The organism is Pseudomonas sp. 11/12A (assembly GCF_000800055.1).
Taxonomy (GTDB): Bacteria; Pseudomonadota; Gammaproteobacteria; order Pseudomonadales; family Pseudomonadaceae; genus Aquipseudomonas; species Aquipseudomonas mohnii.
On the sequence record NZ_JUGV01000001.1, the window covers coordinates 1459454 to 1480292 of the forward strand.

Genomic DNA, 20839 nt, shown 5'->3' on the forward strand with positions numbered 1-20839 from the left:
AAGCTGCGCAACGGATGAGCACCTGTAAAGGCATTGAGCTGCACGCAGCCCAGTCGTTTTTGCAGATGCCCATTCATGGAAGGTGAATGTGACCTGAGTGTCTCGTCCAGCTTCACCCACCTGTCGTCCTGTTTCCTCTGCCCGAGAATCAGGAACAGGGTGACGGATTGCCCCGAACAGGGGTTTTGCACGCGACGCTTCCATCAATAACAAGCCCAAGCGGAGTACCACAGATGGCGTTCTTCACCGCAGCCAGCAAAGCCGACTTCCAGCACCAACTGCAAGCGGCACTGGCGCAGCACATCAGTGAACAGGCACTGCCACAAGTGGCGCTGTTTGCTGAACAATTCTTCGGCATCATTTCCCTGGATGAACTGACCCAGCGTCGGTTGTCCGACCTCGCTGGCTGTACCCTTTCTGCGTGGCGCCTGCTTGAGCGCTTCGATCACGCGCAACCGCAAGTGCGCGTCTACAACCCTGATTACGAGCGTCATGGCTGGCAGTCGACCCACACCGCGGTCGAAGTGTTGCACCATGACCTGCCGTTCCTGGTGGACTCGGTGCGTACCGAGCTGAACCGTCGCGGCTACAGCATCCATACCCTGCAAACCACCGTGCTGAGCGTGCGTCGCGGCAGCAAGGGCGAGTTGCTGGAAATCCTGCCGAAAGGCACCCAGGGCGACGGCATCCTGCAAGAGTCGTTGATGTACCTGGAAATCGACCGTTGCGCCAACACCGCCGAATTGAACGTACTGGCCAAAGAGCTGGAGCAAGTGCTCGGTGAAGTACGCGTCGCGGTGGCCGACTTCGAACCGATGAAAGCCAAGGTCCAGGAAATCCTTACCGGCCTGGACAACAGCCAGTTCGCGGTCGACGCCGGCGAAAAGGCCGAGATCAAGAGCTTTCTGGAATGGCTGGTGGGCAATCACTTCACGTTCCTGGGCTATGAAGAGTTCGTGGTGCGCGATGAGGCCGATGGCGGTCACATCGTCTACGACCAGAATTCCTTCCTCGGCCTGACCAAATTGCTGCGTACCGGCCTGACCTACGATGATCTGCGCATCGAGGACTACGCGGTGAACTACCTGCGCGAACCGACCCTGTTGTCGTTCGCCAAGGCCGCGCACCCGAGCCGTGTACACCGTCCGGCTTACCCGGATTACGTGTCGATCCGTGAAATCGACGCCAACGGCAACGTCATCAAGGAATGCCGCTTCATGGGCCTGTACACCTCGTCGGTGTATGGCGAGAGCGTGCGGGTCATCCCGTACATCCGTCGCAAGGTCGAGGAAATCGAACGCCGTTCCGGCTTCCAGGCCAAGGCTCACCTGGGCAAGGAACTGGCGCAGGTGGTTGAAGTGCTGCCGCGCGACGATTTGTTCCAGACCCCGGTGGACGAGCTGTTCAGCACCGTGATGTCGATCGTGCAGATCCAGGAACGCAACAAGATTCGCGTGTTCCTGCGCAAAGACCCATACGGCCGCTTCTGCTACTGCCTGGCCTACGTGCCGCGTGATATCTACTCCACCGAAGTGCGCCAGAAGATCCAGCAAGTGCTGATGGATCGCCTGAAAGCCTCCGATTGCGAGTTCTGGACCTTCTTCTCCGAGTCCGTGCTGGCCCGCGTGCAACTGATCCTGCGCGTCGACCCGAAAAACCGCATCGACATCGACCCGCTGTTGCTGGAAAAAGAAGTGGTGCAGGCCTGCCGCAGCTGGCAGGACGACTACGCCAGCCTGGTGGTCGAAAGCTTCGGCGAAGCCCATGGCACCAACGTGCTGGCTGATTTCCCGAAAGGTTTCCCAGCCGGTTACCGCGAGCGTTTCGCCGCCCATTCGGCTGTGGTCGACATGCAACACCTGCTGAGCCTGAGCGAAAAAAATCCGCTGGTGATGAGCTTCTATCAGCCGCTGGGCCAGGTCTCCGGCCAGCGTGAGCTGCATTGCAAGCTGTACCACGCCGATACCCCGCTGGCGCTGTCCGACGTGCTGCCGATCCTGGAAAACCTCGGTCTGCGTGTGCTGGGTGAGTTCCCGTATCGCCTGCGTCACACCAATGGCCGCGAGTTCTGGATTCACGACTTCGCGTTCACCGCCGCTGAAGGCCTGGAGCTGGACATCCAGCAACTCAATGACACCCTGCAGGACGCGTTCGTCCACATCGTGCGCGGCGATGCCGAGAACGATGCGTTCAACCGTCTGGTGCTGACCGCCGGCCTGCCATGGCGTGACGTAGCGCTGCTGCGTGCCTACGCCCGTTACCTGAAGCAGATCCGCCTGGGCTTCGATCTGGGTTACATCGCCAGCACCCTGAACAACCACACTGACATCGCTCGCGAGTTGACCCGGTTGTTCAAAACCCGTTTCTACCTGGCGCGCAAGCTCACCAGCGATGACCTGGAAGACAAGCAGCAACGTCTGGAACAAGCGATCCTGAGCGCACTGGACGACGTTCAGGTGTTGAACGAAGACCGCATCCTGCGTCGCTACCTGGACCTGATCAAGGCGACCCTGCGCACCAACTTCTACCAGACCGACGCCACCGGTCATAACAAGTCCTACTTCAGCTTCAAGTTCAACCCGCACCTGATTCCAGAGCTGCCAAAGCCAGTACCGAAGTTCGAAATCTTCGTTTACTCGCCGCGCGTCGAAGGCGTGCACCTGCGCTTCGGCAACGTCGCTCGCGGTGGTCTGCGCTGGTCCGACCGTGAAGAAGACTTCCGCACCGAAGTCCTGGGCCTGGTAAAAGCCCAGCAAGTGAAGAACTCGGTGATCGTGCCGGTGGGTGCGAAGGGTGGTTTCCTGCCGCGTCGCCTGCCATTGGGCGGCAGCCGTGACGAGATCGCGGCCGAGGGTATCGCCTGCTACCGCATCTTCATTTCGGGCCTGTTGGACATCACCGACAACCTGAAAGACGGCGCTCTGGTGCCGCCGGCCAACGTCGTGCGTCATGACGACGATGACCCGTACCTGGTCGTGGCGGCGGACAAGGGCACTGCAACCTTCTCCGACATCGCCAACGGCATCGCCATCGACTACGGCTTCTGGCTGGGCGACGCGTTTGCGTCCGGTGGTTCGGCCGGTTACGACCACAAGAAAATGGGCATCACCGCCAAGGGCGCGTGGGTTGGCGTACAACGCCACTTCCGCGAGCGCGGCATCAACGTCCAGAAAGACAGCATTACTGTGGTCGGTGTCGGCGACATGGCCGGTGACGTGTTCGGTAACGGCTTGTTGATGTCCGACAAGCTGCAACTGGTCGCTGCGTTCAACCACCTGCACATCTTCATCGACCCGAATCCGAATCCGGCCACCAGCTTCGCCGAGCGTCAGCGCCTGTTTGACCTGCCGCGTTCGGCCTGGTCGGATTACGACACCAGCCTCATGTCCGAAGGCGGCGGGATCTTCTCGCGCAGCGCGAAAAGCATCGCGATTTCGCCGCAGATGCAGGAACGCTTCGACATCAAGGCTGACAAGCTGACCCCGACCGAACTGCTCAATGCCTTGCTCAAGGCACCGGTGGACCTGTTGTGGAACGGCGGTATCGGTACGTACGTCAAAGCCAGCAGCGAAAGCCACGCCGATGTCGGCGACAAGGCCAACGATGCGCTGCGCGTGAACGGCAACGAACTGCGCTGCAAAGTGGTGGGCGAGGGCGGTAACCTGGGCATGACCCAACTGGGTCGTGTGGAATTCGGCCTCAATGGCGGCGGCTCCAACACCGACTTCATCGACAACGCCGGTGGCGTGGACTGCTCCGACCACGAAGTGAACATCAAGATCCTGCTCAACGAAGTGGTTCAGGCCGGTGACATGACCGACAAGCAGCGCAACCAGCTGCTGGCGAGCATGACCGACGAAGTCGGTGGTCTGGTGCTGGGCAACAACTACAAGCAGACCCAGGCCCTGTCCCTGGCGGCCCGTCGCGCCTTGCCGCGGATCGCCGAATACAAGCGCCTGATGAACGACCTGGAAGGTCGCGGCAAGCTGGATCGCGCCATCGAGTTCCTGCCGTCGGAAGACCAGCTCAACGAACGCATCGCGGCAGGCCATGGCCTGACCCGTGCCGAGCTGTCGGTACTGATTTCCTACAGCAAGATCGACCTCAAGGAGCAGTTGCTGGGCTCCCTGGTGCCGGACGATGACTACCTGACCCGCGACATGGAAACCGCTTTCCCGCCGACCCTGGTGAGCAAGTTCTCCGAAGCCATGCGCCGTCACCGCCTCAAGCGCGAAATCGTCAGCACCCAGATCGCCAACGATCTGGTCAACCACATGGGCATTACCTTCGTTCAACGACTCAAAGAGTCGACCGGCATGAGCCCGGCGAACGTGGCGGGCGCTTATGTGATCGTGCGCGATATTTTCCACCTCCCGCACTGGTTCCGTCAGATCGAAGCCCTGGACTACCAGGTCTCCGCCGACGTACAACTGGAACTGATGGACGAGCTGATGCGCCTGGGCCGTCGCGCCACGCGCTGGTTCCTGCGCGCCCGACGCAACGAGCAGAACGCTGCCCGTGACGTCGCACACTTCGGTCCCCACCTGAAGGAGTTGGGTCTCAAGCTGGACGAGTTGCTCAGTGGCGAGATCCGCGAAACCTGGCAAACCCGTTATCAGGCGTATGTCGAAGCCGGTGTGCCGGAGTTGCTGGCGCGTATGGTGGCTGGTACTTCGCACCTGTACACCCTGCTGCCGATCATCGAGGCTTCCGACGTGACTGGCCAGGATCCGGCCGAGGTGGCCAAGGCTTACTTCGCCGTGGGCAGTGCGCTGGACATTACCTGGTACCTGCAACAGATCAGCGCTCTGCCGGTTGAAAACAACTGGCAGGCCCTGGCCCGTGAAGCGTTCCGCGATGACGTCGACTGGCAGCAACGTGCGATCACCATCTCGGTCCTGCAGCAGGGTGACGGCACCCTGGACGTGGAAACACGTCTGGAGCTGTGGATGCAGCAGAACGAGGGCATGATCGAGCGCTGGCGCGCCATGCTGGTGGAAATCCGTGCCGCCAGCGGCACTGACTACGCCATGTACGCGGTGGCTAACCGCGAACTGCTGGACCTGGCATTGAGCGGTCAAGCGGCAGTTCCTGCCGCTGCGGTCGCCGAGCTGGAACCGGCGGCCTGATCAGGCGTTGAATGAAAAAGCCCCGCATCGAAAGATGCGGGGCTTTTTTGTTTAAGGGCGGGCAGAACGCCGGCCCATGGCTCGATCACTCAAGTGTAGGGCGTGGAGCGTGCAGGTGTAGAGACGTGCCTTTCCAGAATATCCAGCCTGAACGTGGCGATGTCTCCGGATTTATCGGTGAAACAAGTGCTGTAGGCCGGGTCGCGCCAGATTTCCTTTTTGATGATGCCGGCGTTACGTGCTTTCAAGTGAAGGGTCACGTAGTCGCTGCTGAAATCATCCAGAGTGATGATTTGGTGATCGCTGTTCAGCAAATTGAAGGAGGTGGTATCACCGCCGGCGGCCGGATAGGCACCCAGTACGCCTTGTCCGTCCTTGCTGAAATATTTCTGATAGTAGGCTTCGCTCACAATCTGAATGTTGTAGTAGTCGTCATAGCACTTGAAGTGGACGACCATGGTCTTCATTTTTCTACGGCCTACAGGGCGCATTGTTTGGGTGACTGGATCGTAGGCTTCAAATGTCGACACTACATTTGGAGGTATTGGAGAACTGCGTCCGTTGAATTGGAAATGCCCCGGGCTCAACAACTCGTCAAAAAATGTCATGTTGATTCCAGCGCAAGTGATGCGGGCGATGAAGGATCTTTCCTGGTCTTTAGTCATGAAGACGTCCTTGTCTGTAGAAGATGGTGGTAGTTGACGCTGTCGCGCGGAACTGAATATATCGCTATTTAAAAGTCACGGCGTTGATTAAATGTGAGCAAACCCTTCCTCTCCCAGTCGAGGTTTGCTCGCCATGGTTGTCGCAGCCTTAGTACAGTATTTGCTCTGTCGTTTTGTCGATCATCGAGACATTACTTGTCGGATTGGACAATAAATTACTGAGCGACTGGTCAAACTTCTGCAGCGCTCTTACTTGCACGTTTTGCTGTTCGTTAATATCCGCGACGATTTCTTCACTGCGCTTGTAGTCCGCCCACACTGGACTCATCGCCTTGGCGTCATGCCCTTGCGCCGTACCGATGTAGCCCAGGTTTTTGTCGTAGAAGTCCACACTGACCTTCGCCTCGATGTCCGAGCTGCGCGATGTCATCAACTGGCTGCGGCTGTCGACGATGCCGACCACGTCCGGTTTGGCCGCCTTCAGGCTTTGCATGTCCGGGTACACCGTGACCGAGCCGAACTGGCGTTGCAACGAGGCCTTGACCCAATCCACGGCCAGGTCGGGTTGGGAGGTGGCTACGTAGGCATCGTGAATCGGCTGCACCAGCAGGCTCTGGCCGAAACCGGTACCGGCGTTGGCCTGGTAATCCTGCAGGTAGGCGCGGTTGGCCTGGGTGTTACGGCTGTAGACGATGCCCAGCGAAACATTGTGGGCGTTGGGAATGCTCGTGGCATTGCTGCGTCCGACCGGCTGCGTGAACATGCCGTCCAGAGAAGAAACCGCCGAAGGAGCGGTGGGTATGGAGCAGCCGGCTATTAGGACGGTCATTGTCAAGGTACTGACAAGCGCGAGTTTCATGGTGTTTCTCCAGTGAAACAACATCAGTCGGAAAGTTAAATAGCCGGTTTTAAGCGGCCGTCATTCCAGACTAAACCGCTTGACTCCCATGCAGTAGCCAATATCCGTAGTTATCCGCCGGGTAATAGTTTTGTTTGATTTAAAACTTTTCGGTTAATTGCCGGCAGATATAAAAAAGCCCAAATCAATGATTCGGGCCTTTTTGTTTATGGCTGTACGTTCAGCCATCAGTTTTCCAACGGGATCAGCACTTTCTCGTCCGGTGAGAGCACCATGAACACCAATAGCTTTGCAGGCTTCGTTTTGCTGGCGTTTTTCGACACAAGGTGCTCGGAACCGGCCGGTTCGTACCAATACTCACCGGCCTTATAGGTCCGCTCTTTTTCGCCCTTCACCTGAGAAGTGACGGCCCCGGATAACACGTAGGCCATGGCAGTGCCCTCATGTTTGTGTGCAATGGAGGATTGCCCTGGCTTGTAGTCGACTTCGATCATCATGGCTTTTTTGCCAGGCGCGTTTTGCAGCATTTGATCTTGCAACACCGTGACCTTTTCCGAAGGACCACCGGCTTCATGGGCGAACGCCGAGGCGGAAACGACCAGGGCCAGGGCAACAAAAGGGGCAGTACAGAAGCGCAAAACGTTCATGGTTCATTACCTGTAATGGGTGAGTTGTCCGGAACCAATCTAGTCCGCCACCCATAACAAACAAACAGCCAATATTCGGGAAGTCCAGGGGACCAATGTCAGTGTGCGGACAAAAAAGATCGCAGCCTCCGGCAGCTTCTACAGAGGTACCCATGCCCTGCAGGAACTGGCGAAAGCTGCGATCTTTAATCGTGTACTTAACGAATCGGAAAGCTGTTGAAGTCGACGGCGTTGGCCAGTTGGCAATCGATCAGGTCGATAAATCCCTGCACTTGAGGGCTGTTGAAATGCGATTGCATGGCCGCTTCGGATTGCCAATGGGAGCTGACGGTCCAGCGATTACTGTCGTCGGGGCAACGGTCGACCATATAGGACTCACAGCCCGGTAGATCGCGCAGCGTCTCGACAATCTTTTGCAGTTGCTTACCCAGCTCGTCCGAGCGGCCGGAGACGGCTTTCACCTTGAGGGTATTGATCATTTGGTTGGGCATTGCTCACGCTCCTGAATCAGGCCGGACGAATCCTGCTCATTGAGAGATAACGCCTATGCAGGATAGGCCCGCACCCCCGGACCACCAATAGCCAATCGCCGGATAAAGTCGCAGACCAATCCGTCAGGCGACTTGCTGCAAGATGTCGCGCAGGCGATCCAGAGCGGTGTCGATGTCCAGGGTATCAATGGCGCCAAAGCCGAGGAAAAGCCCGGCCAGCGGCGCTTGCTGGTAGAAAAAACTGTTGATGGGGTAGAGCCCGACTTCGACTTTTTTCGCCAGTTCGATCACCAGTGGCACATCGATCGGTACTTTGCACAACACCACCATGTGGAAACCGGCCGTGGTCGGCACCGCTTCTAGCCATGGCGAGAGGTCAGTGGCGATTCGCGCCAGTATCCGTTCCCGTCGACCGGCGTAGATGCTGTGACAACGGCGAATGTGCTTGAGCAGGCAGCCTTCGGCGATGAACTTGGCCAGCGCCCATTGCGGCAGGGTAGAGGTGTGAAGGTCAGTCAGTTGCTTGGCGCGTACCACCGCATCGAGAATCGCCGGCGGCAGAATCGCATAACCCAGCCGCAACTCCGGCAGCAAGGTTTTCGAGAAGGTTCCGACGTAGGCGACGATTCCGCGCTCATCCATGCTTTGCAGCGAGTCCGTGGGCCGGCCCTCGTAGCGGAATTCGCTGTCGTAGTCGTCCTCGATGATGATTGCGCCTAGCTCGTGAGCCTTGGCCAGCAACGCCACGCGCCGTTCCTGGCTCATGGGCATGCCCAGCGGGAACTGGTGCGACGGGGTCACATATATCAGCCGGGTGCCAAGGGGGATCTTGTCCACCTGAATGCCTTCGCCATCCACCGGCACGCCGATCACCGTGGCGCCGTGGGTGCCGAACAACAGGCGCGCGGGCGGGTATCCGGGGTCCTCCATGGCGACGATGCTGCCCGGGCGGGTCAGCACCCGGGAAATCAGGTCCAGGGCCTGTTGGGCGCCGTTGCACACCACCACGTCTTCATCCTGGCAATTGACCCCGCGAGAAAACGCGATGTGCCGGGCGATGGCATTGCGCAGTGCTGGCAGGCCTTCCGGCAGGCTGTAGAACCCTTTGGACGCGGAGATCTGCCGCAAGGCATGGGACGTGCAGCGCCGCCAGTCGTCCTGGGGAAACTGGCCCTTGCTGGTGGCGCCACCAATGAAGTCGTAGCGCAGCGAGCCTTCCAGTTTCGGGTGGCGCAGAAACACCGGCAGGTTGCGCCAGGATTCGATGACCTCGAATCCGGCCAGTTCCGAGTGGCTCTGTTTACGCTCGACTTTCGAAGCCCGAGCGTTGACGTAGGTGCCTTTGCCGATCACTCCGGTGAGGAAGTTTTCGTAGGTCAGTTGAGCGTAGGTGTCGGAAATGGTCTTGCGCGAAATGCCCAGTTGCTCGGCCAGCAGGCGACTGGGTGGCAGCTGCGTCCCTGCCGCCAGGCGCCCGGACTCGATGGCGCTGCGCAGTTGGTTGTACAGCTGACCTGCCAGGTCCTTGCGGCCATTGATGACAACATGCAGTTCCATACCGGCGAAGCTCCGGGGCAATTGAGGCGCGTGTGCGTCGCGCAAGATTACCCCCATCCGGAGGTTATGCAGAAGTTGCGTGGCGCAAAAACCGTCAATTGGTCTGGAGGCGGGTGGTCCACGGATTTTTCGCCAAATTGGACCTGTAACGCCCGGGTAACAACGGATACCGTGAATTACACATTCTCGCTGCACGAGGCTTGTCATGAACCCCCGCCTGGATTACTACAGCGCGTCACCCAAGGCGATGAAAGCCATGATCGCGATGGAGGCCTTGACCAGCAGCTTGGGCATCGAACCGGCGCTGCTGCACCTGGTCAAGATCCGCGCTTCACAGCTCAATGGCTGTGCGTTCTGCACCGACATGCATTCGGTGGATGCCCGGCGCCTGGGCGAGACCGACCGGCGCCTTTACTCGATTGTGGTCTGGCGCGACAGCAACTTCTTCAACCCGCGCGAGCGCGCGGCCCTGACCTGGACCGAGGCCGTGACCCTGCTTGCCGAAAGCCACGTGCCGGACGACGTCTACGAGCAGGCGCGGACGCAATTCAGCGAAGCTGAACTGGTCGACCTGACCCTCGCCGTCACGACCATCAACAGCTGGAATCGCCTGGCGGTGAGTTTCCGGCAAAGCCCCAGTACCTGATCGGGTTGTCATACGGCGTTCATGAAAGGTGCGCAGGATGGATCGCACGGATAGAAGGACAGGGAGTCATCAATGCCAATCATGGGAACCGGCAGCCGTCGGCGCATTACCGAGTATGGCGCGCCCCTCGATAAAAGCGTTTCCTGGCGGACACTGGCGGCGGATGTCGATCCGGTGCTGGCCCAGTGTTTCAGCGTCACCGCGCGTTCTGGCTGTTTCATGCAGGCGGCGCGCAGCCTCAATATCAAGGCGACCCGGTTACGCAAGCAATTGGCGGAACTGGAGACACAGCTGCAGTGCTCATTATTCAGCCCCTCGGACAATGGAGTCGTCCTCAGTCGTGACGGGCTTCAACTGCATTCACAATTGATCGCACTGGCCCACGAGCGCGACTTGCCGGTGATCGAACAGCCTCTGGTGCGCCTGGCCGTCGCCGAATCGATCCTGCATGACATTCTCGGGCGCGACCTGGTGGCCTTGCTGCGGCGCAATGCCCGCGTGCGCCTGGACATCATCAGCCTCGACAGCGAGCTGTCCCTGCGAGCCGTCAGTGCCGATGTGGTGTTGTGGTTGTCTGGCGCCGATTCAGCGCTACCCGGGCCGAGTTTTGCCATCAGCGAACCTCGGTGCCTGGCACGTCTCGACTACCTGCCGCACATCGCCAAACGTTACTCCAGGGTCGCTTCGCGCCCGGACAGCCTTGATGACCTGGCCGATTTCCTGCTCGTGCAATGGCAGCATGATCGGCAGATCGACAGCTTTCGAGCCTGGAACACCCTGGTGGACCAGCGCCTGGCCGGGGTGGTGCAGTTGCATTCCTATGAACTGATGCTGGAAATGATCCGTTGCAGCGCCTGCATTGGCCTGCTGCCCGGCTACATGAGCCGTTTCGACCGTAGTTTGATCGGCTTGCCAGAGCTGTTCGACCTGCCGATGCAGCGTCAGGTCTGGTTGGCGGTGAATCGCCACTCCGAGGCGGATGCGCAGGTGCGGATGATCGTCGAGTTGATCAACGGCACCTTCAACGAGCGCCGGGAGTGGTTCGAACGTTGAGCCCAATCAAAATGTGGGAGCGAGCCTCCTCGCGATGGCGGTGTATCAGGTTCCATCGATGTGCCTGCAGGACCTCTTCGCGAGCAGGCTCGATTCCACAGGGGGATCGCCAGCCGGGAAGTTTGCGATATAGAGTGAGCAGCCATGTCTGTATCAAGGATGAGTCACCCATGCCCGCCACCGACCCTGTCATCACCCTCGAACGCCTCAACGAATCCCACATCGAGGGCATCACCGCGCTTTACCACGACCCCATGGTCGCCCGGCAGACGCTGCAAATGCCGTTTCCGTCCAGCGAGACCTGGCGAAAGCGCCTGGCGTCGGACAACGAACGAATCGTTCAATTGGTGGCGCTGCACCAGCGAGCCGTTGTCGGCAGTATCACCCTTGAGCAGTTTTCACGTGTCCGTCGCGGCCATGCGGGGACTTTTGGCATGGGGGTCGCGCAGGCGTGGCAGGGCAAGGGCGTTGGTACCAAGCTGTTGGCGGCGGCGCTGGATATCGCCGATGACTGGATGAATCTGCGGCGGGTCGAACTGTCCGTCTATGCCGACAACGAGGCTGCCATCGGCCTGTATCGCAAATTTGGCTTTGAAACCGAAGGGATCTTTCGCGATTACGCGGTGCGTGACGGGGTATTCGTCGATACCTTGAGCATGGCGCGCCTGCGTCGCCCACTTAAGGCCGGTTGAATCACCGGTTCAGGGCAAACGCCAGCGCCGCTCGTGCTTTTAGTCGCACGCCAGCGGCGCGCTTCTGCCATGCTCAGGGTCCGCAGCACCGCTTCAACCAAAGGAACATCGCGATGGACGACGTACAGCAACTAGGCGAGATGCTTCGTCATTACGCAGACAGCGAAGCGCATAAGAAGCAATTGTTCGAGACGCAATCGGCCGAGTGGGCCAAGCGCATTGGCGAGCTGTTCGATCAGATCCAGCAGTGGCTGGAACCGGTCAAGGCGCCGAATCTGCTGGAGGTGAGTCGCGAAGCCTATGTCGCCTCGGGGCCGAGTGTCCCGGTGGAGACGTCCACCTTCAATACCGAAAAGCTGAGCATCCTGATTGCCGGTAAGCCGGTGGAGTTCGTGCCGGATGTGATGGGTGTCGGCGGGCAGATTTCGGTGGCGGTGATGGGCTTTACCGCCGCACGCTACGGCAGTGTTTCCCTGGTTTGCCTGCCGCCGTCACAAGGCTGGCAGTGGCGCAAGACCAATGGCCTGAAGGACCCGGATACCTTTGCCTTTGATGCGAACTTTCTGGCGCAACAGTTGCAAAGCCTGATCCCCCGCGAGCGCAACTGAACGTATTGATCAATGCACAGGACCCCTGTGGGAGCGAGCAAGTTCGTTCCCACAGGGGTAGGCTGTTGTCTCAGAGTTCGAGGTGGCCCCATCCCGGCTTCGGCGCTGGCGGGGCGACGGCCTTCACCGTCTTCCCTGTCGCCTGTTCCACCCGCCGCGCCACTTCCGGGTCATCGGCAAATGGCATCAGGCTGGCGTCATCGAGGCTTTGCGCCGAGTGACTTCTCAGGCAGTACTCGACGCCCAGCCACAGGCTCGCCGCCGCCAGAATATTCAGTGCGATTTCAATCATCAGGCGATCTGCGCCTCCCGTTCAGCCATGGCCACGTCGCCCACCCGTACCGTGCGCCACACGTTGTACGCCATCAGCAACATACCGCTAAGGAAGAACACGCCACCGGCAAAGCGCACCACAAATCCGGGATGACTGGCCTGCAAGGCTTCGACGAAGGAGTAGGTGAGGGTGCCGTCGTCGTTGATCGCCCGCCACATCAGGCCCTGGGTGATGCCGTTGACCCACATCGAGGCGATGTACAGCACCGTGCCAATGGTCGCCAGCCAGAAATGCAGGTTGATCAGCGGCGTGCTGTGCATCTGCTCGCGACCGAATACTTTCGGCACCATGTGATAAGTCGCGCCGAAGGTGATCATCGCCACCCAGCCGAGGGCGCCGGCGTGCACGTGGCCGATGGTCCAGTCGGTGTAGTGGGACAGGGCATTGACGGTCTTGATCGCCATCATCGGCCCCTCGAAGGTCGACATGCCGTAGAACGCCAGGGACAGCACCAGAAAGCGCAGGATCGGATCGGTGCGCAACTTATGCCAGGCGCCCGACAGCGTCATCATGCCGTTGATCATGCCGCCCCAGCTCGGCGCCAGAAGAATCAGCGACATCGCCATGCCCAGCGACTGCGCCCAGTCTGGCAGCGCGGTGTAGTGCAAGTGGTGCGGGCCGGCCCAGATGTACAGGGTGATCAGCGCCCAGAAATGCACGATGGACAGGCGATAGGAATACACCGGACGCCCCACCTGTTTGGGCACGAAGTAATACATCATCCCGAGGAAACCAGTGGTCAGGAAGAAACCCACTGCGTTGTGCCCGTACCACCACTGCACCATGGCATCGGTGGCCCCGGAATACACCGGATAGGACTTGAACCAGCCCACCGGGATCGACAGGTGATTGACCACGTGCAGCATCGCGATCACCACGATGAACGCACCGAAGAACCAGTTGCCGACGTAGATGTGTTTGGTCTTGCGCTGCACCACCGTGGTGAAGAACACGATGGCGTAAGCGATCCAGACCACGGTCATCCACACCGCGCCTGAGAACTCGATTTCGGCGTATTCCTTGGTGGTGGTGTAACCCAGCGGCAGGCTGATCAACATGATCACAATCACCGATTGCCAGCCCCAGAAGGTGAACGCGGCGAGTGTGTCCGAGAACAGCCGTACCTGGCAGGTCCGCTGTACGGCGTAGTAGCTGGCCGCAAATTGCGCGCTGCCGGCAAAGCCGAATATCACCAGGCTGGTGTGCAGCGGGCGTAAACGGCCGAAGGTGGTCCACGGCAGATCCAGGTTCATCTGCGGCCACACCAGTTGCGAGGCGATCCATACGCCCATCGCCATCCCCACGACGCCCCAGATCACCGTCGCCACGACGAATTGGCGCACGACCTTGTAGTTATAGGCTTGCCCGACAGTTGTTGTGCTCATGCTCAATGCTTCCACGGTTGCAATGCCGTGCACTGTAGAAACCGTGGCGCAAACAAAACAGGCTCAGGAAAAGTTCATTAGTGCGGATCAGATTGGAAATAACCCTGTCCTGGTTGATCCACCTCTGATACGGCTTTTTAACCAAGATCTGAATCTGTAATGAAAATCAGCGCCGGTCCATAGTGCTGCCTCCTGTAGGAGCGAGCCTGCTCGCGATGGGCGTCAACGATGACGCGGGCTGTCTGGATGCCCCCGTTGCCTGTGCGTTTTTCGCGAGCAGGCTCGCTCCTACAGGGTTTTGTGCCAAATCCTGATGAGGTAGCCACATGTATCAGTACGACGACTATGACCGGGCGCTGGTGTTCGAACGGGTGGCGCAGTTTCGCGATCAGGTCGAACGCTTCATTGCGGGGGAACTGAGCGAGGAAGAGTTCCTGCCGCTGCGCCTGCAGAACGGCCTGTACATGCAGAAACACGCTTACATGCTGCGCGTGGCCATCCCATACGGCACGCTGAGCGCCCGGCAGATGCGCACGCTGGCGAGCATCGCCCGCGACTACGATCGTGGTTACGGCCACTTCACCACGCGGCAGAACATGCAGTTCAACTGGATCGAACTGGCCGAAGTGCCGGACATCCTCGAACGCCTGGCCCAGGTGGAAATGCACGCGATCCAGACGTCCGGCAACTGCGTGCGCAACATCACCACCGAAGCTTTTGCCGGGGTCGCGGCCGACGAAATGATCGACCCGCGCCCGCTGGCGGAAATCCTGCGGCAGTGGTCGACCATCAACCCGGAATTCCTGTTCCTGCCGCGCAAGTTCAAGATCGCCATCTGCTCGGCTGAGCAGGATCGGGCGGCGATCATGATGCACGACATCGGCCTCTATCTTTATCCCGGCAGCGATGGGCAAATGCTCCTGCGGGTCATCGTCGGCGGGGGCTTGGGACGTACGCCGATCCTCGGCTTGCAGATCCGCGAAGGCTTGCCGTGGCAGCATTTGCTGTCCTACGTCGAGGCGGTGTTGCGGGTGTATAACCGCCATGGCCGGCGGGACAACAAGTACAAGGCGCGGATCAAGATTCTGGTCAAGGCCCTGGGTATCGAGGCGTTCGCCCGCGAAGTCGAGGAGGAATGGCAGTACCTCAGGGACGGTCCGGCACAGCTGACCGAAGATGAATATGAGCGCGTGGCCAGTGCCTTCGTCGCGCCGCCGTACCGCGAACTGGCGGGCACCAGCCTTGATTTCGGCACGCACCTGAGCGAGCACCCGGCGTTCGCGCGTTGGGTGCAGCGCAATGTGCAGGCGCACAAGGTGCCGGGGTACGCCAGCGTGGTGCTGTCGACCAAACCCGGCAATGCCGCGCCGCCGGGCGATGTCACCAGCGAACAGATGGAGGCGGTGGCCGAATGGGCCGAGCGCTTCGGGTTCGCCGAGATCCGCATTGCCCACGAACAGAACATCGTCCTGCCGGACGTGCCCAAGGCCGATCTGTTCGCGCTCTGGCGCCTGGCGTGCGAACACAACCTGGGCAGTGCCAACGTCGGCTTGTTGACAGACATCATCGCCTGTCCCGGTGGCGATTTCTGCGCACTGGCCAACGCCAAGTCGATCCCCATCGCCCAGGCCATCCAGGCGCGTTTCGACGACCTCGACTACCTGCACGACCTCGGTGATATCAGCCTCAATATCTCGGGCTGCATGAACGCCTGCGGGCACCATCACATCGGTAATATCGGCATCCTGGGGGTCGATAAGAACGGCAGCGAGTGGTACCAGATCACCCTCGGCGGCGCCCAGGGCAAAAACAGTGCGCTGGGCAAGGTCATCGGGCCATCCTTCAGCGCTGCCGAAGTGCCCGCGGTGATCGAGCTGATCATCGACACCTTCGTGCGTTATCGCGAGAGCGAGGAAGTGTTCGTCGATACCTTTCAGCGTATCGGCCTGGAACCGTTCAAAGAGGCGGTTTATCCGAAAGTGCTGGAGGTGTCGGCATGAACAATCTGTTGCGTCTGCAAGAGGGCGCGGCGCGGCTGATCGAGGACGATCCATGGACGCTGGTCCGGGACCTGCTGGCGCCATTGCCGGCGGGCAAGCTGATCCTGCCATTGGCCCGTTGGCTGGAAAACCCGCGGCAATACGCGCTGTGGCTGGGGCCAGACGATGACGTGGAGGGCCTCACGCCGTGGTTGCCTGAGTTGCCGCTGATCGCCGTGGACTTTCCGAATTTTCGCGATGGTCGCGGCTACAGCCAGGCGTACTTGCTGCGCACTCGATTGGGCTGGACGGGCGAGTTGCGTGCCATCGGTGACGTGCTTCGCGACCAGCTCAGCCACATGCGCCAATGCGGCTTCGACAGCTTTGCGGTGCGGGCGGATAAATCCGCCGAGGATGCATTGAAAGGATTGGCCGGCATGAGCGTGCTGTACGGACGCTCGGTGATAGAGCCGCGTCCGTTGTTTCGGCGGCGTTGATGCCAAACCTGTGGGCGCGGTCTGACATTCAACATCAGTGTTGTCTGAACTGGCCTCATCGCGAGCAAGCTCGCTCCCACAGGTTGATCATTGGCCGTGATTACTTGACCCGTTCAGCTTGCCCGCGAAGGGGCCTCTGGATCAGCCCCCAATCACTTCAACGCCGGATCGCCCATGTTCATTTTCTTCCAACCCTGCAACAGCTCCTGCGCCTTGGGTCCATGGCCGTTATCCAGGTAGTACTGGATCAACGCCAAGCGCGCATTGCGGTTGGCCGGCTGCACGTTCAGCAGCCGTTCCAGTTCTGCGCACGCCTCATCGACTTTGCCGCTGTCGTGCAGCGCCACGGCCAGCACATAGCCAAACTGCGCACTCTGCGGTTCCAGTTGCGCGGCTTTGCGCAGGAACGGCATGGCCTGGGCGGACTGGCCGGCGCGCACCAGCGACAAACCCTGGGTATGTTGCAGCAGGGCGGCGTCCGGGTGCTCTTTCAGGCTCTGCGCCAAGAGCGCCTGTGCTTCCTGACGGCGGCCTTTGGCCTCCAGCCATTGCACCAGCGTCACCAGGGCCGGGTAGAAGCCCGGATCACGCTTGAGCGCTGTTCGCAGTAAGCCCTCGACCTCGTCACTGCGTCCGCTGGCCTGATACAGCATGGCCAGGTTGAGGTTGGATTCGGCACGCTCGGCGAGGCTCTTCTGCACGTTTTCGTACTCGGCGATGGCGGCCTCCCAACTGGCCAGGGCGTTGCCCAGACCGCTGTTTGCCACGCTGAGCAAGTCCCGGGCTGCGGCAATGCGCACGGCTTTCACCGGATCGCCGAGCAACGGCGACAGCAGTGCAGCGCGTTCCTCGGGCGGCAGGAGCGCACTGATGGCGTGGACCGCGCTTTCACGCACTTGCGGGGCTGGATGGCTCAGGTCATTGGTCGCCAGTTTCAACGTCTGCTTACTTGGATACAGCGGCAACTCGGCGAGCAGGGTCGCCCGTTGAATCGCCGGCAAGTTGCTGCGTTGCAGTTGCTCGTAGAGTGCCTGCGCCGCGCCCGGCTGGCCGTTGCGAATCAGCCACAGGCTTTCGTCGTAGCGAGGGGGCTGGACGGGGCTGGCGTTGGCGGTGTTCCACAGCTTGAACTGCTCGGTGACCTTTTCACCCGCCTTGCCCTGGTGGCAGGTCAGGCAGGCGTCCGGTGTGCCGAGTCTTGCCGCACGCTCGGGATTGGGAATGCTGAAGCTGTGGTCATGCCTGAAGTCGTTGCCCATGTAGAACTTGCCGGGCATGTGGCAATCCACGCACTGCGAACCCGGTTGGCCCATGGTGTGGCGGGTGTGTTCGATGGAGTCGTAGTTCTTCGCTTGCAGGCCCTTGCCATCGACGGTTTGCACCGCCGTCTTGCCGGCGCTGTTGTGACATTGCAGGCAGACGCCGTTACCCGGCGCCTTGAGCTCGGCGCTGTGCGGGTTGTGGCAATTGCTGCAGCGCACACCCTTGTCGAACATCTTGCTCTGGGCAAAGGAGCCGTGCTCGAACACCTCGTCCTTGATCTTGCCATCCAGGGCATACAGCTCGCGGGTCAGGGGGCTCGGCAGGTAGTCATCCATCAGGCGCTTACCAACGGTGTAACCGTCGTCCAAGGGCGCGCGGCGCGAGTGGCAGCGGGCGCAGGTTTCGATTTCGACGGTGGCGTTCTTGTCCTTGAGATCGACGGCGAAACCGGCGTGAATCAGGTCGGTCTTCTTCGCGGTCCACTCCAGATGGTTCGAGGCCGGGCCGTGGCAAGCCTGGCAGCCGACCCCGAGGCTGTTCCACTGACTGTCGAAGGTGTTTTTCGCCGCATCGAAATTACGCTTGAAACCGGTGGTGTGGCACTCGATGCACATGAAGTTGGCGTTCTGGCTCGGTTTGCTCCAGTGCAGCGGGTCCTTGAAGGTCACGCCCTGGCCCGGATAGAGATGAAACCAGCGGTGCTTCTCGGTATCCCAGGCCACGCCCAGGGCTTGCAGTCGACCTTCGCCGACCTCGATCAAGTACTGCTGCAAGGGGGCAATGCCGAAGGTGTAGGCCACCTTGAAGTCGGCGTTCTTGCCATCGCTGCCGGGGGTGTTGACCCAAAAGCCGTCGTCCTTGCGCGAAAAGCGGGTGGTTTCGTTTTCCGCCTTGAAGGTGACGTTGTTGAAGTCGCCGAGCAGGGTGTCGGCATTGGCCGGTTGCATCGCCAATTGGTGATGGGAGCCTTGCCAGTCCTTGACCTGCGCGCTGTGGCAGCCCTGGCATTGTTGCTCATCGACCATTTTGGCCGGCGCCAGGGCAACGGGTTGCGGTTGTGTTTTGGCCGGTTCAACCGAGGCTTTGCTGACCGGTGCGTAGGTCACGGGTGCCGGATGGCTGCCGAACAGAAACCAGCCGATGCCCGCGACCGCCAGCAGCAAAACGCCGATGGTGACGGGAAACAGGTAGCGATTGATCAGGGGCGGTTGCGAATCAGGGGTTGCGGTTGCTGCATTATTTTTATGTTTCGGCATTGCGACTTCCCTGGTCCAGGTACGTTTGCCGTCAGGCGCACGTTCAGCTCGATGCAGCTTTGCCGGATGACCGGCGTCTGTCAAATGACGCTTGTGATCGGTTATGCAGCTTTGGCGCGCCCAGGTCGTAGGCAATGGAAAACTGCATAGGGTGCTGCTGGCAGGTGTTCATTCTTCGATGGGGCGGCATAGTCCATGTCTGACTATGCCTTGTTGAACACCTCAGCCGGGTTGATCTATTGCGTTTGCTCTGTTGTGGCGGCATCGAACGGGTAGATCCGACGCCATTCGGTAGCCATGTCGACCACCGTCCAGCCACGTTTGTTGGCTTCGTCAAGGGCCTTGTCCAGGCGGCCGATCTGCGACTCACGGTCATAGGCCCACTCGCGCTTGGCGTCGGTGTGATGCACCAGGCCCATGAAGCGTTTGCCCGGCCCGGCGGCGGTCCACTGCAACATCTGCAGGTCGCCGTCGGAGTTGCCGAACGCCAGAATCGGCCGTTTGCCGATGACGGCGTCGATGCTTTCCGGTTTGCCTGGGCCGTCGTCGTTATGGGCCAGTTTTGGCGTGCGCAGGATCGACGCCTGGCCATCCTTGTATTGAAACGCGGTGACGAAGGTGGTGCCGATCACTTGCTCGGGCGGAATGCCATAGACTTTCTCGGCGAAGGCGCGCATGAAAGCGGTATCGCCACCAGAGACGATGTAGGTCTTGAAGTCTTCGCTACGCAGGTAGTCGAGCATTTCCAGCATCGGCTGGAAGATCATCTCGGTGTAGGGCTTGCCGGTTTTCGGATGGCGCGCCTGGCTGAGCCAGGTCTTGGCGTAGTCGTCGAAGGCCTCGGTGGTCATGCCGGTGTGGGTCGCACCGAAGATCTTCATCATGCCGTCCAGCCCGGTGGCCGCCAGCGCCTTGTGATCGTTTTCCAGCACCGCCTTGAACGGCTGGGTGGTTTTCCATTCCGGGTGTTGTGGCTCTGTACGCTTGACCTCTTCCAGGGCAAACAGCAGCTCGAAGTACATCGGCTGCTCGCTCCACAAGGTGCCGTCGTTATCGAACACGGCAATGCGGTCCTCGGGTTTGACGAAGTCCTTGCTGCCTTGATCGGTCACCGCCTGCACGAACTCGATGATGTTCTTTTTCGCTGGGCCGTCGTTCCAGGAGGGCAGTGGTTCGGCGGCCTGAGCCAGCAGTGGCAGGCTTAAAGCCAAGGCTAATAGCAGCTTCAACCCGTGAAAGTGGCGGTGGCTGATCGGGTTCGTCATGGGCGTTCCTTCGAGTGAACCGGATTGAGTGTTTGCAGTCCGGGAACGGCAGCTCATTTGCTGCGTTCGGCCTGACTATGGAGCGTAGTCAAGGATTCCCTGCTTGGGGTGCGGAGCTTGATCGTTAGTCGCTCCAGGTGACTTGTATAGACAACGGGGTATTTGACGTCCGTTTCGACGTGAGTGTAGGGGCTGAATCGACGAAACCTGCCGTCTGCGTGAAGGCAAAAGGTGGGTTTCAAGGATCTGTGGTGAGAGGGCTGACCCCTATGCAGAAATAGTATCGATAGTTTCGGGGGGGGGGCTACGGACCTGACGGTACAAGCCCCCGTGGCAACAAGCCGGGCTACTAAACCCTAACTGACCATCAGTGACGCGAATCAAGTTACCGAGGGGCCTCTCCAGGGCGCACAAGCAGGCGGGTTCTGGAGCGGGCATTTTGATGCAAGACATCACGATTTCGCGTCACCGAAAAATCCGGACATTCGATACAAATCCAATCCTATAAATATG

The 20839-nt window shown here is 59.9% G+C and carries 16 protein-coding genes; 7 read left to right on the plus strand and 9 right to left on the minus strand.

Going from position 1 to position 20839, the window contains the following annotated elements; genetic code table 11:
* Positions 1–233: 233 nt before the first annotated feature.
* Positions 234–5129, plus strand: a complete 4896-nt coding sequence (locus tag GQ39_RS06765; protein WP_047528427.1) for an NAD-glutamate dehydrogenase — start codon at positions 234–236, stop codon at positions 5127–5129.
* 89 nt (positions 5130–5218) lie between these two features.
* On the opposite strand, the gene GQ39_RS32235 is transcribed toward GQ39_RS06765, so the two are convergent.
* The 5 genes from GQ39_RS32235 to pdxR all read right to left on the minus strand — a co-directional run bounded on the left by GQ39_RS32235 (position 5219) and on the right by pdxR (position 9348).
* Positions 5219–5794, minus strand: coding sequence for a hypothetical protein (locus GQ39_RS32235; RefSeq protein ID WP_152613966.1), 576 nt, complete (start codon positions 5792–5794; stop codon positions 5219–5221).
* A gap of 148 nt (positions 5795–5942) precedes the next feature.
* Positions 5943–6653 carry a hypothetical protein gene (locus GQ39_RS06775; protein WP_047528430.1) on the minus strand — a complete coding sequence of 237 codons (711 nt, stop codon included), beginning with the start codon at positions 6651–6653 and terminating at the stop codon, positions 5943–5945.
* A 227-nt stretch (positions 6654–6880) separates the two neighbouring features.
* On the minus strand, positions 6881–7300 hold the full coding sequence (locus GQ39_RS06780) for a cupin domain-containing protein (protein ID WP_047528432.1): 420 nt from the start codon (positions 7298–7300) through the stop codon (positions 6881–6883).
* Positions 7301–7497: 197 nt separating this feature from the next.
* Entirely contained in the window at positions 7498–7791 is a 294-nt protein-coding gene (locus tag GQ39_RS06785; protein WP_047528434.1) for an antibiotic biosynthesis monooxygenase family protein, read from the minus strand.
* Positions 7792–7914: 123 nt separating this feature from the next.
* Positions 7915–9348, minus strand: coding sequence for a MocR-like pyridoxine biosynthesis transcription factor PdxR (gene pdxR, locus GQ39_RS06790; protein ID WP_047528435.1), 1434 nt, complete (start codon positions 9346–9348; stop codon positions 7915–7917).
* A gap of 205 nt (positions 9349–9553) precedes the next feature.
* Here pdxR and GQ39_RS06795 point away from each other — a divergent pair, with 205 nt between their 5' ends.
* The 4 genes from GQ39_RS06795 (at position 9554) to GQ39_RS06810 (ending at position 12347) form a co-directional block, all read left to right on the plus strand.
* On the plus strand, positions 9554–9994 hold the full coding sequence (locus GQ39_RS06795) for a carboxymuconolactone decarboxylase family protein (RefSeq protein WP_047528436.1): 441 nt from the start codon (positions 9554–9556) through the stop codon (positions 9992–9994).
* A 72-nt stretch (positions 9995–10066) separates the two neighbouring features.
* Positions 10067–11047 (plus strand): LysR family transcriptional regulator, encoded by a 981-nt coding sequence (locus tag GQ39_RS06800; RefSeq protein ID WP_047528438.1) that lies wholly within the window; start codon positions 10067–10069, stop codon positions 11045–11047.
* A 170-nt stretch (positions 11048–11217) separates the two neighbouring features.
* Positions 11218–11739, plus strand: a complete 522-nt coding sequence (locus GQ39_RS06805) for a GNAT family N-acetyltransferase (protein ID WP_047528440.1) — start codon at positions 11218–11220, stop codon at positions 11737–11739.
* A gap of 113 nt (positions 11740–11852) precedes the next feature.
* Positions 11853–12347, plus strand: a complete 495-nt coding sequence (locus GQ39_RS06810; protein ID WP_047528442.1) for a hypothetical protein — start codon at positions 11853–11855, stop codon at positions 12345–12347.
* Positions 12348–12417: 70 nt separating this feature from the next.
* Here GQ39_RS06810 and GQ39_RS06815 read toward each other — a convergent pair whose 3' ends face one another.
* Together GQ39_RS06815 and ccoN are read right to left on the minus strand one after the other, a co-directional pair.
* Positions 12418–12639, minus strand: a complete 222-nt coding sequence (locus tag GQ39_RS06815) for a hypothetical protein (RefSeq protein WP_047528444.1) — start codon at positions 12637–12639, stop codon at positions 12418–12420.
* The gene (gene ccoN / locus GQ39_RS06820; RefSeq protein ID WP_047528446.1) at positions 12639–14066 is read right to left on the minus strand and encodes a cytochrome-c oxidase, cbb3-type subunit I; all 1428 of its coding nucleotides are present in this window, start codon (positions 14064–14066) and stop codon (positions 12639–12641) included. The genes GQ39_RS06815 and ccoN overlap by 1 nt, the downstream gene beginning before the upstream one ends.
* A gap of 326 nt (positions 14067–14392) precedes the next feature.
* Here ccoN and GQ39_RS06825 point away from each other — a divergent pair, with 326 nt between their 5' ends.
* Together GQ39_RS06825 and GQ39_RS06830 are read left to right on the plus strand one after the other, a co-directional pair.
* On the plus strand, positions 14393–16066 hold the full coding sequence (locus GQ39_RS06825) for a nitrite/sulfite reductase (RefSeq protein WP_047528447.1): 1674 nt from the start codon (positions 14393–14395) through the stop codon (positions 16064–16066).
* Positions 16063–16542, plus strand: coding sequence for a DUF934 domain-containing protein (locus GQ39_RS06830; RefSeq protein ID WP_047528448.1), 480 nt, complete (start codon positions 16063–16065; stop codon positions 16540–16542). The genes GQ39_RS06825 and GQ39_RS06830 overlap by 4 nt, the downstream gene beginning before the upstream one ends.
* A gap of 152 nt (positions 16543–16694) precedes the next feature.
* On the opposite strand, the gene GQ39_RS06835 is transcribed toward GQ39_RS06830, so the two are convergent.
* Together GQ39_RS06835 and GQ39_RS06840 are read right to left on the minus strand one after the other, a co-directional pair.
* Positions 16695–19061, minus strand: a complete 2367-nt coding sequence (locus GQ39_RS06835; RefSeq protein WP_047528449.1) for a tetratricopeptide repeat protein — start codon at positions 19059–19061, stop codon at positions 16695–16697.
* Positions 19062–19297: 236 nt separating this feature from the next.
* Positions 19298–20326, minus strand: a complete 1029-nt coding sequence (locus tag GQ39_RS06840; protein WP_047528450.1) for an HAD family hydrolase — start codon at positions 20324–20326, stop codon at positions 19298–19300.
* Between the last annotated feature and the right edge of the window lie 513 nt (positions 20327–20839).

Bases quoted from the DNA above. Each gene is read 5' to 3' on its own strand.
- GQ39_RS06765 (WP_047528427.1), top strand. From the start codon at position 234: ATGGCGTTCTTCACCGCAGCCAGCAAAGCCGACTTCCAGCACCAACTG.
- GQ39_RS32235 (WP_152613966.1), bottom strand. From the start codon at position 5,794: ATGACTAAAGACCAGGAAAGATCCTTCATCGCCCGCATCACTTGCGCT.
- GQ39_RS06775 (WP_047528430.1), bottom strand. From the start codon at position 6,653: ATGAAACTCGCGCTTGTCAGTACCTTGACAATGACCGTCCTAATAGCC.
- GQ39_RS06780 (WP_047528432.1), bottom strand. From the start codon at position 7,300: ATGAACGTTTTGCGCTTCTGTACTGCCCCTTTTGTTGCCCTGGCCCTG.
- GQ39_RS06785 (WP_047528434.1), bottom strand. From the start codon at position 7,791: ATGCCCAACCAAATGATCAATACCCTCAAGGTGAAAGCCGTCTCCGGC.
- pdxR (WP_047528435.1), bottom strand. From the start codon at position 9,348: ATGGAACTGCATGTTGTCATCAATGGCCGCAAGGACCTGGCAGGTCAG.
- GQ39_RS06795 (WP_047528436.1), top strand. From the start codon at position 9,554: ATGAACCCCCGCCTGGATTACTACAGCGCGTCACCCAAGGCGATGAAA.
- GQ39_RS06800 (WP_047528438.1), top strand. From the start codon at position 10,067: ATGCCAATCATGGGAACCGGCAGCCGTCGGCGCATTACCGAGTATGGC.
- GQ39_RS06805 (WP_047528440.1), top strand. From the start codon at position 11,218: ATGCCCGCCACCGACCCTGTCATCACCCTCGAACGCCTCAACGAATCC.
- GQ39_RS06810 (WP_047528442.1), top strand. From the start codon at position 11,853: ATGGACGACGTACAGCAACTAGGCGAGATGCTTCGTCATTACGCAGAC.
- GQ39_RS06815 (WP_047528444.1), bottom strand. From the start codon at position 12,639: ATGATTGAAATCGCACTGAATATTCTGGCGGCGGCGAGCCTGTGGCTG.
- ccoN (WP_047528446.1), bottom strand. From the start codon at position 14,066: ATGAGCACAACAACTGTCGGGCAAGCCTATAACTACAAGGTCGTGCGC.
- GQ39_RS06825 (WP_047528447.1), top strand. From the start codon at position 14,393: ATGTATCAGTACGACGACTATGACCGGGCGCTGGTGTTCGAACGGGTG.
- GQ39_RS06830 (WP_047528448.1), top strand. From the start codon at position 16,063: ATGAACAATCTGTTGCGTCTGCAAGAGGGCGCGGCGCGGCTGATCGAG.
- GQ39_RS06835 (WP_047528449.1), bottom strand. From the start codon at position 19,061: ATGCCGAAACATAAAAATAATGCAGCAACCGCAACCCCTGATTCGCAA.
- GQ39_RS06840 (WP_047528450.1), bottom strand. From the start codon at position 20,326: ATGACGAACCCGATCAGCCACCGCCACTTTCACGGGTTGAAGCTGCTA.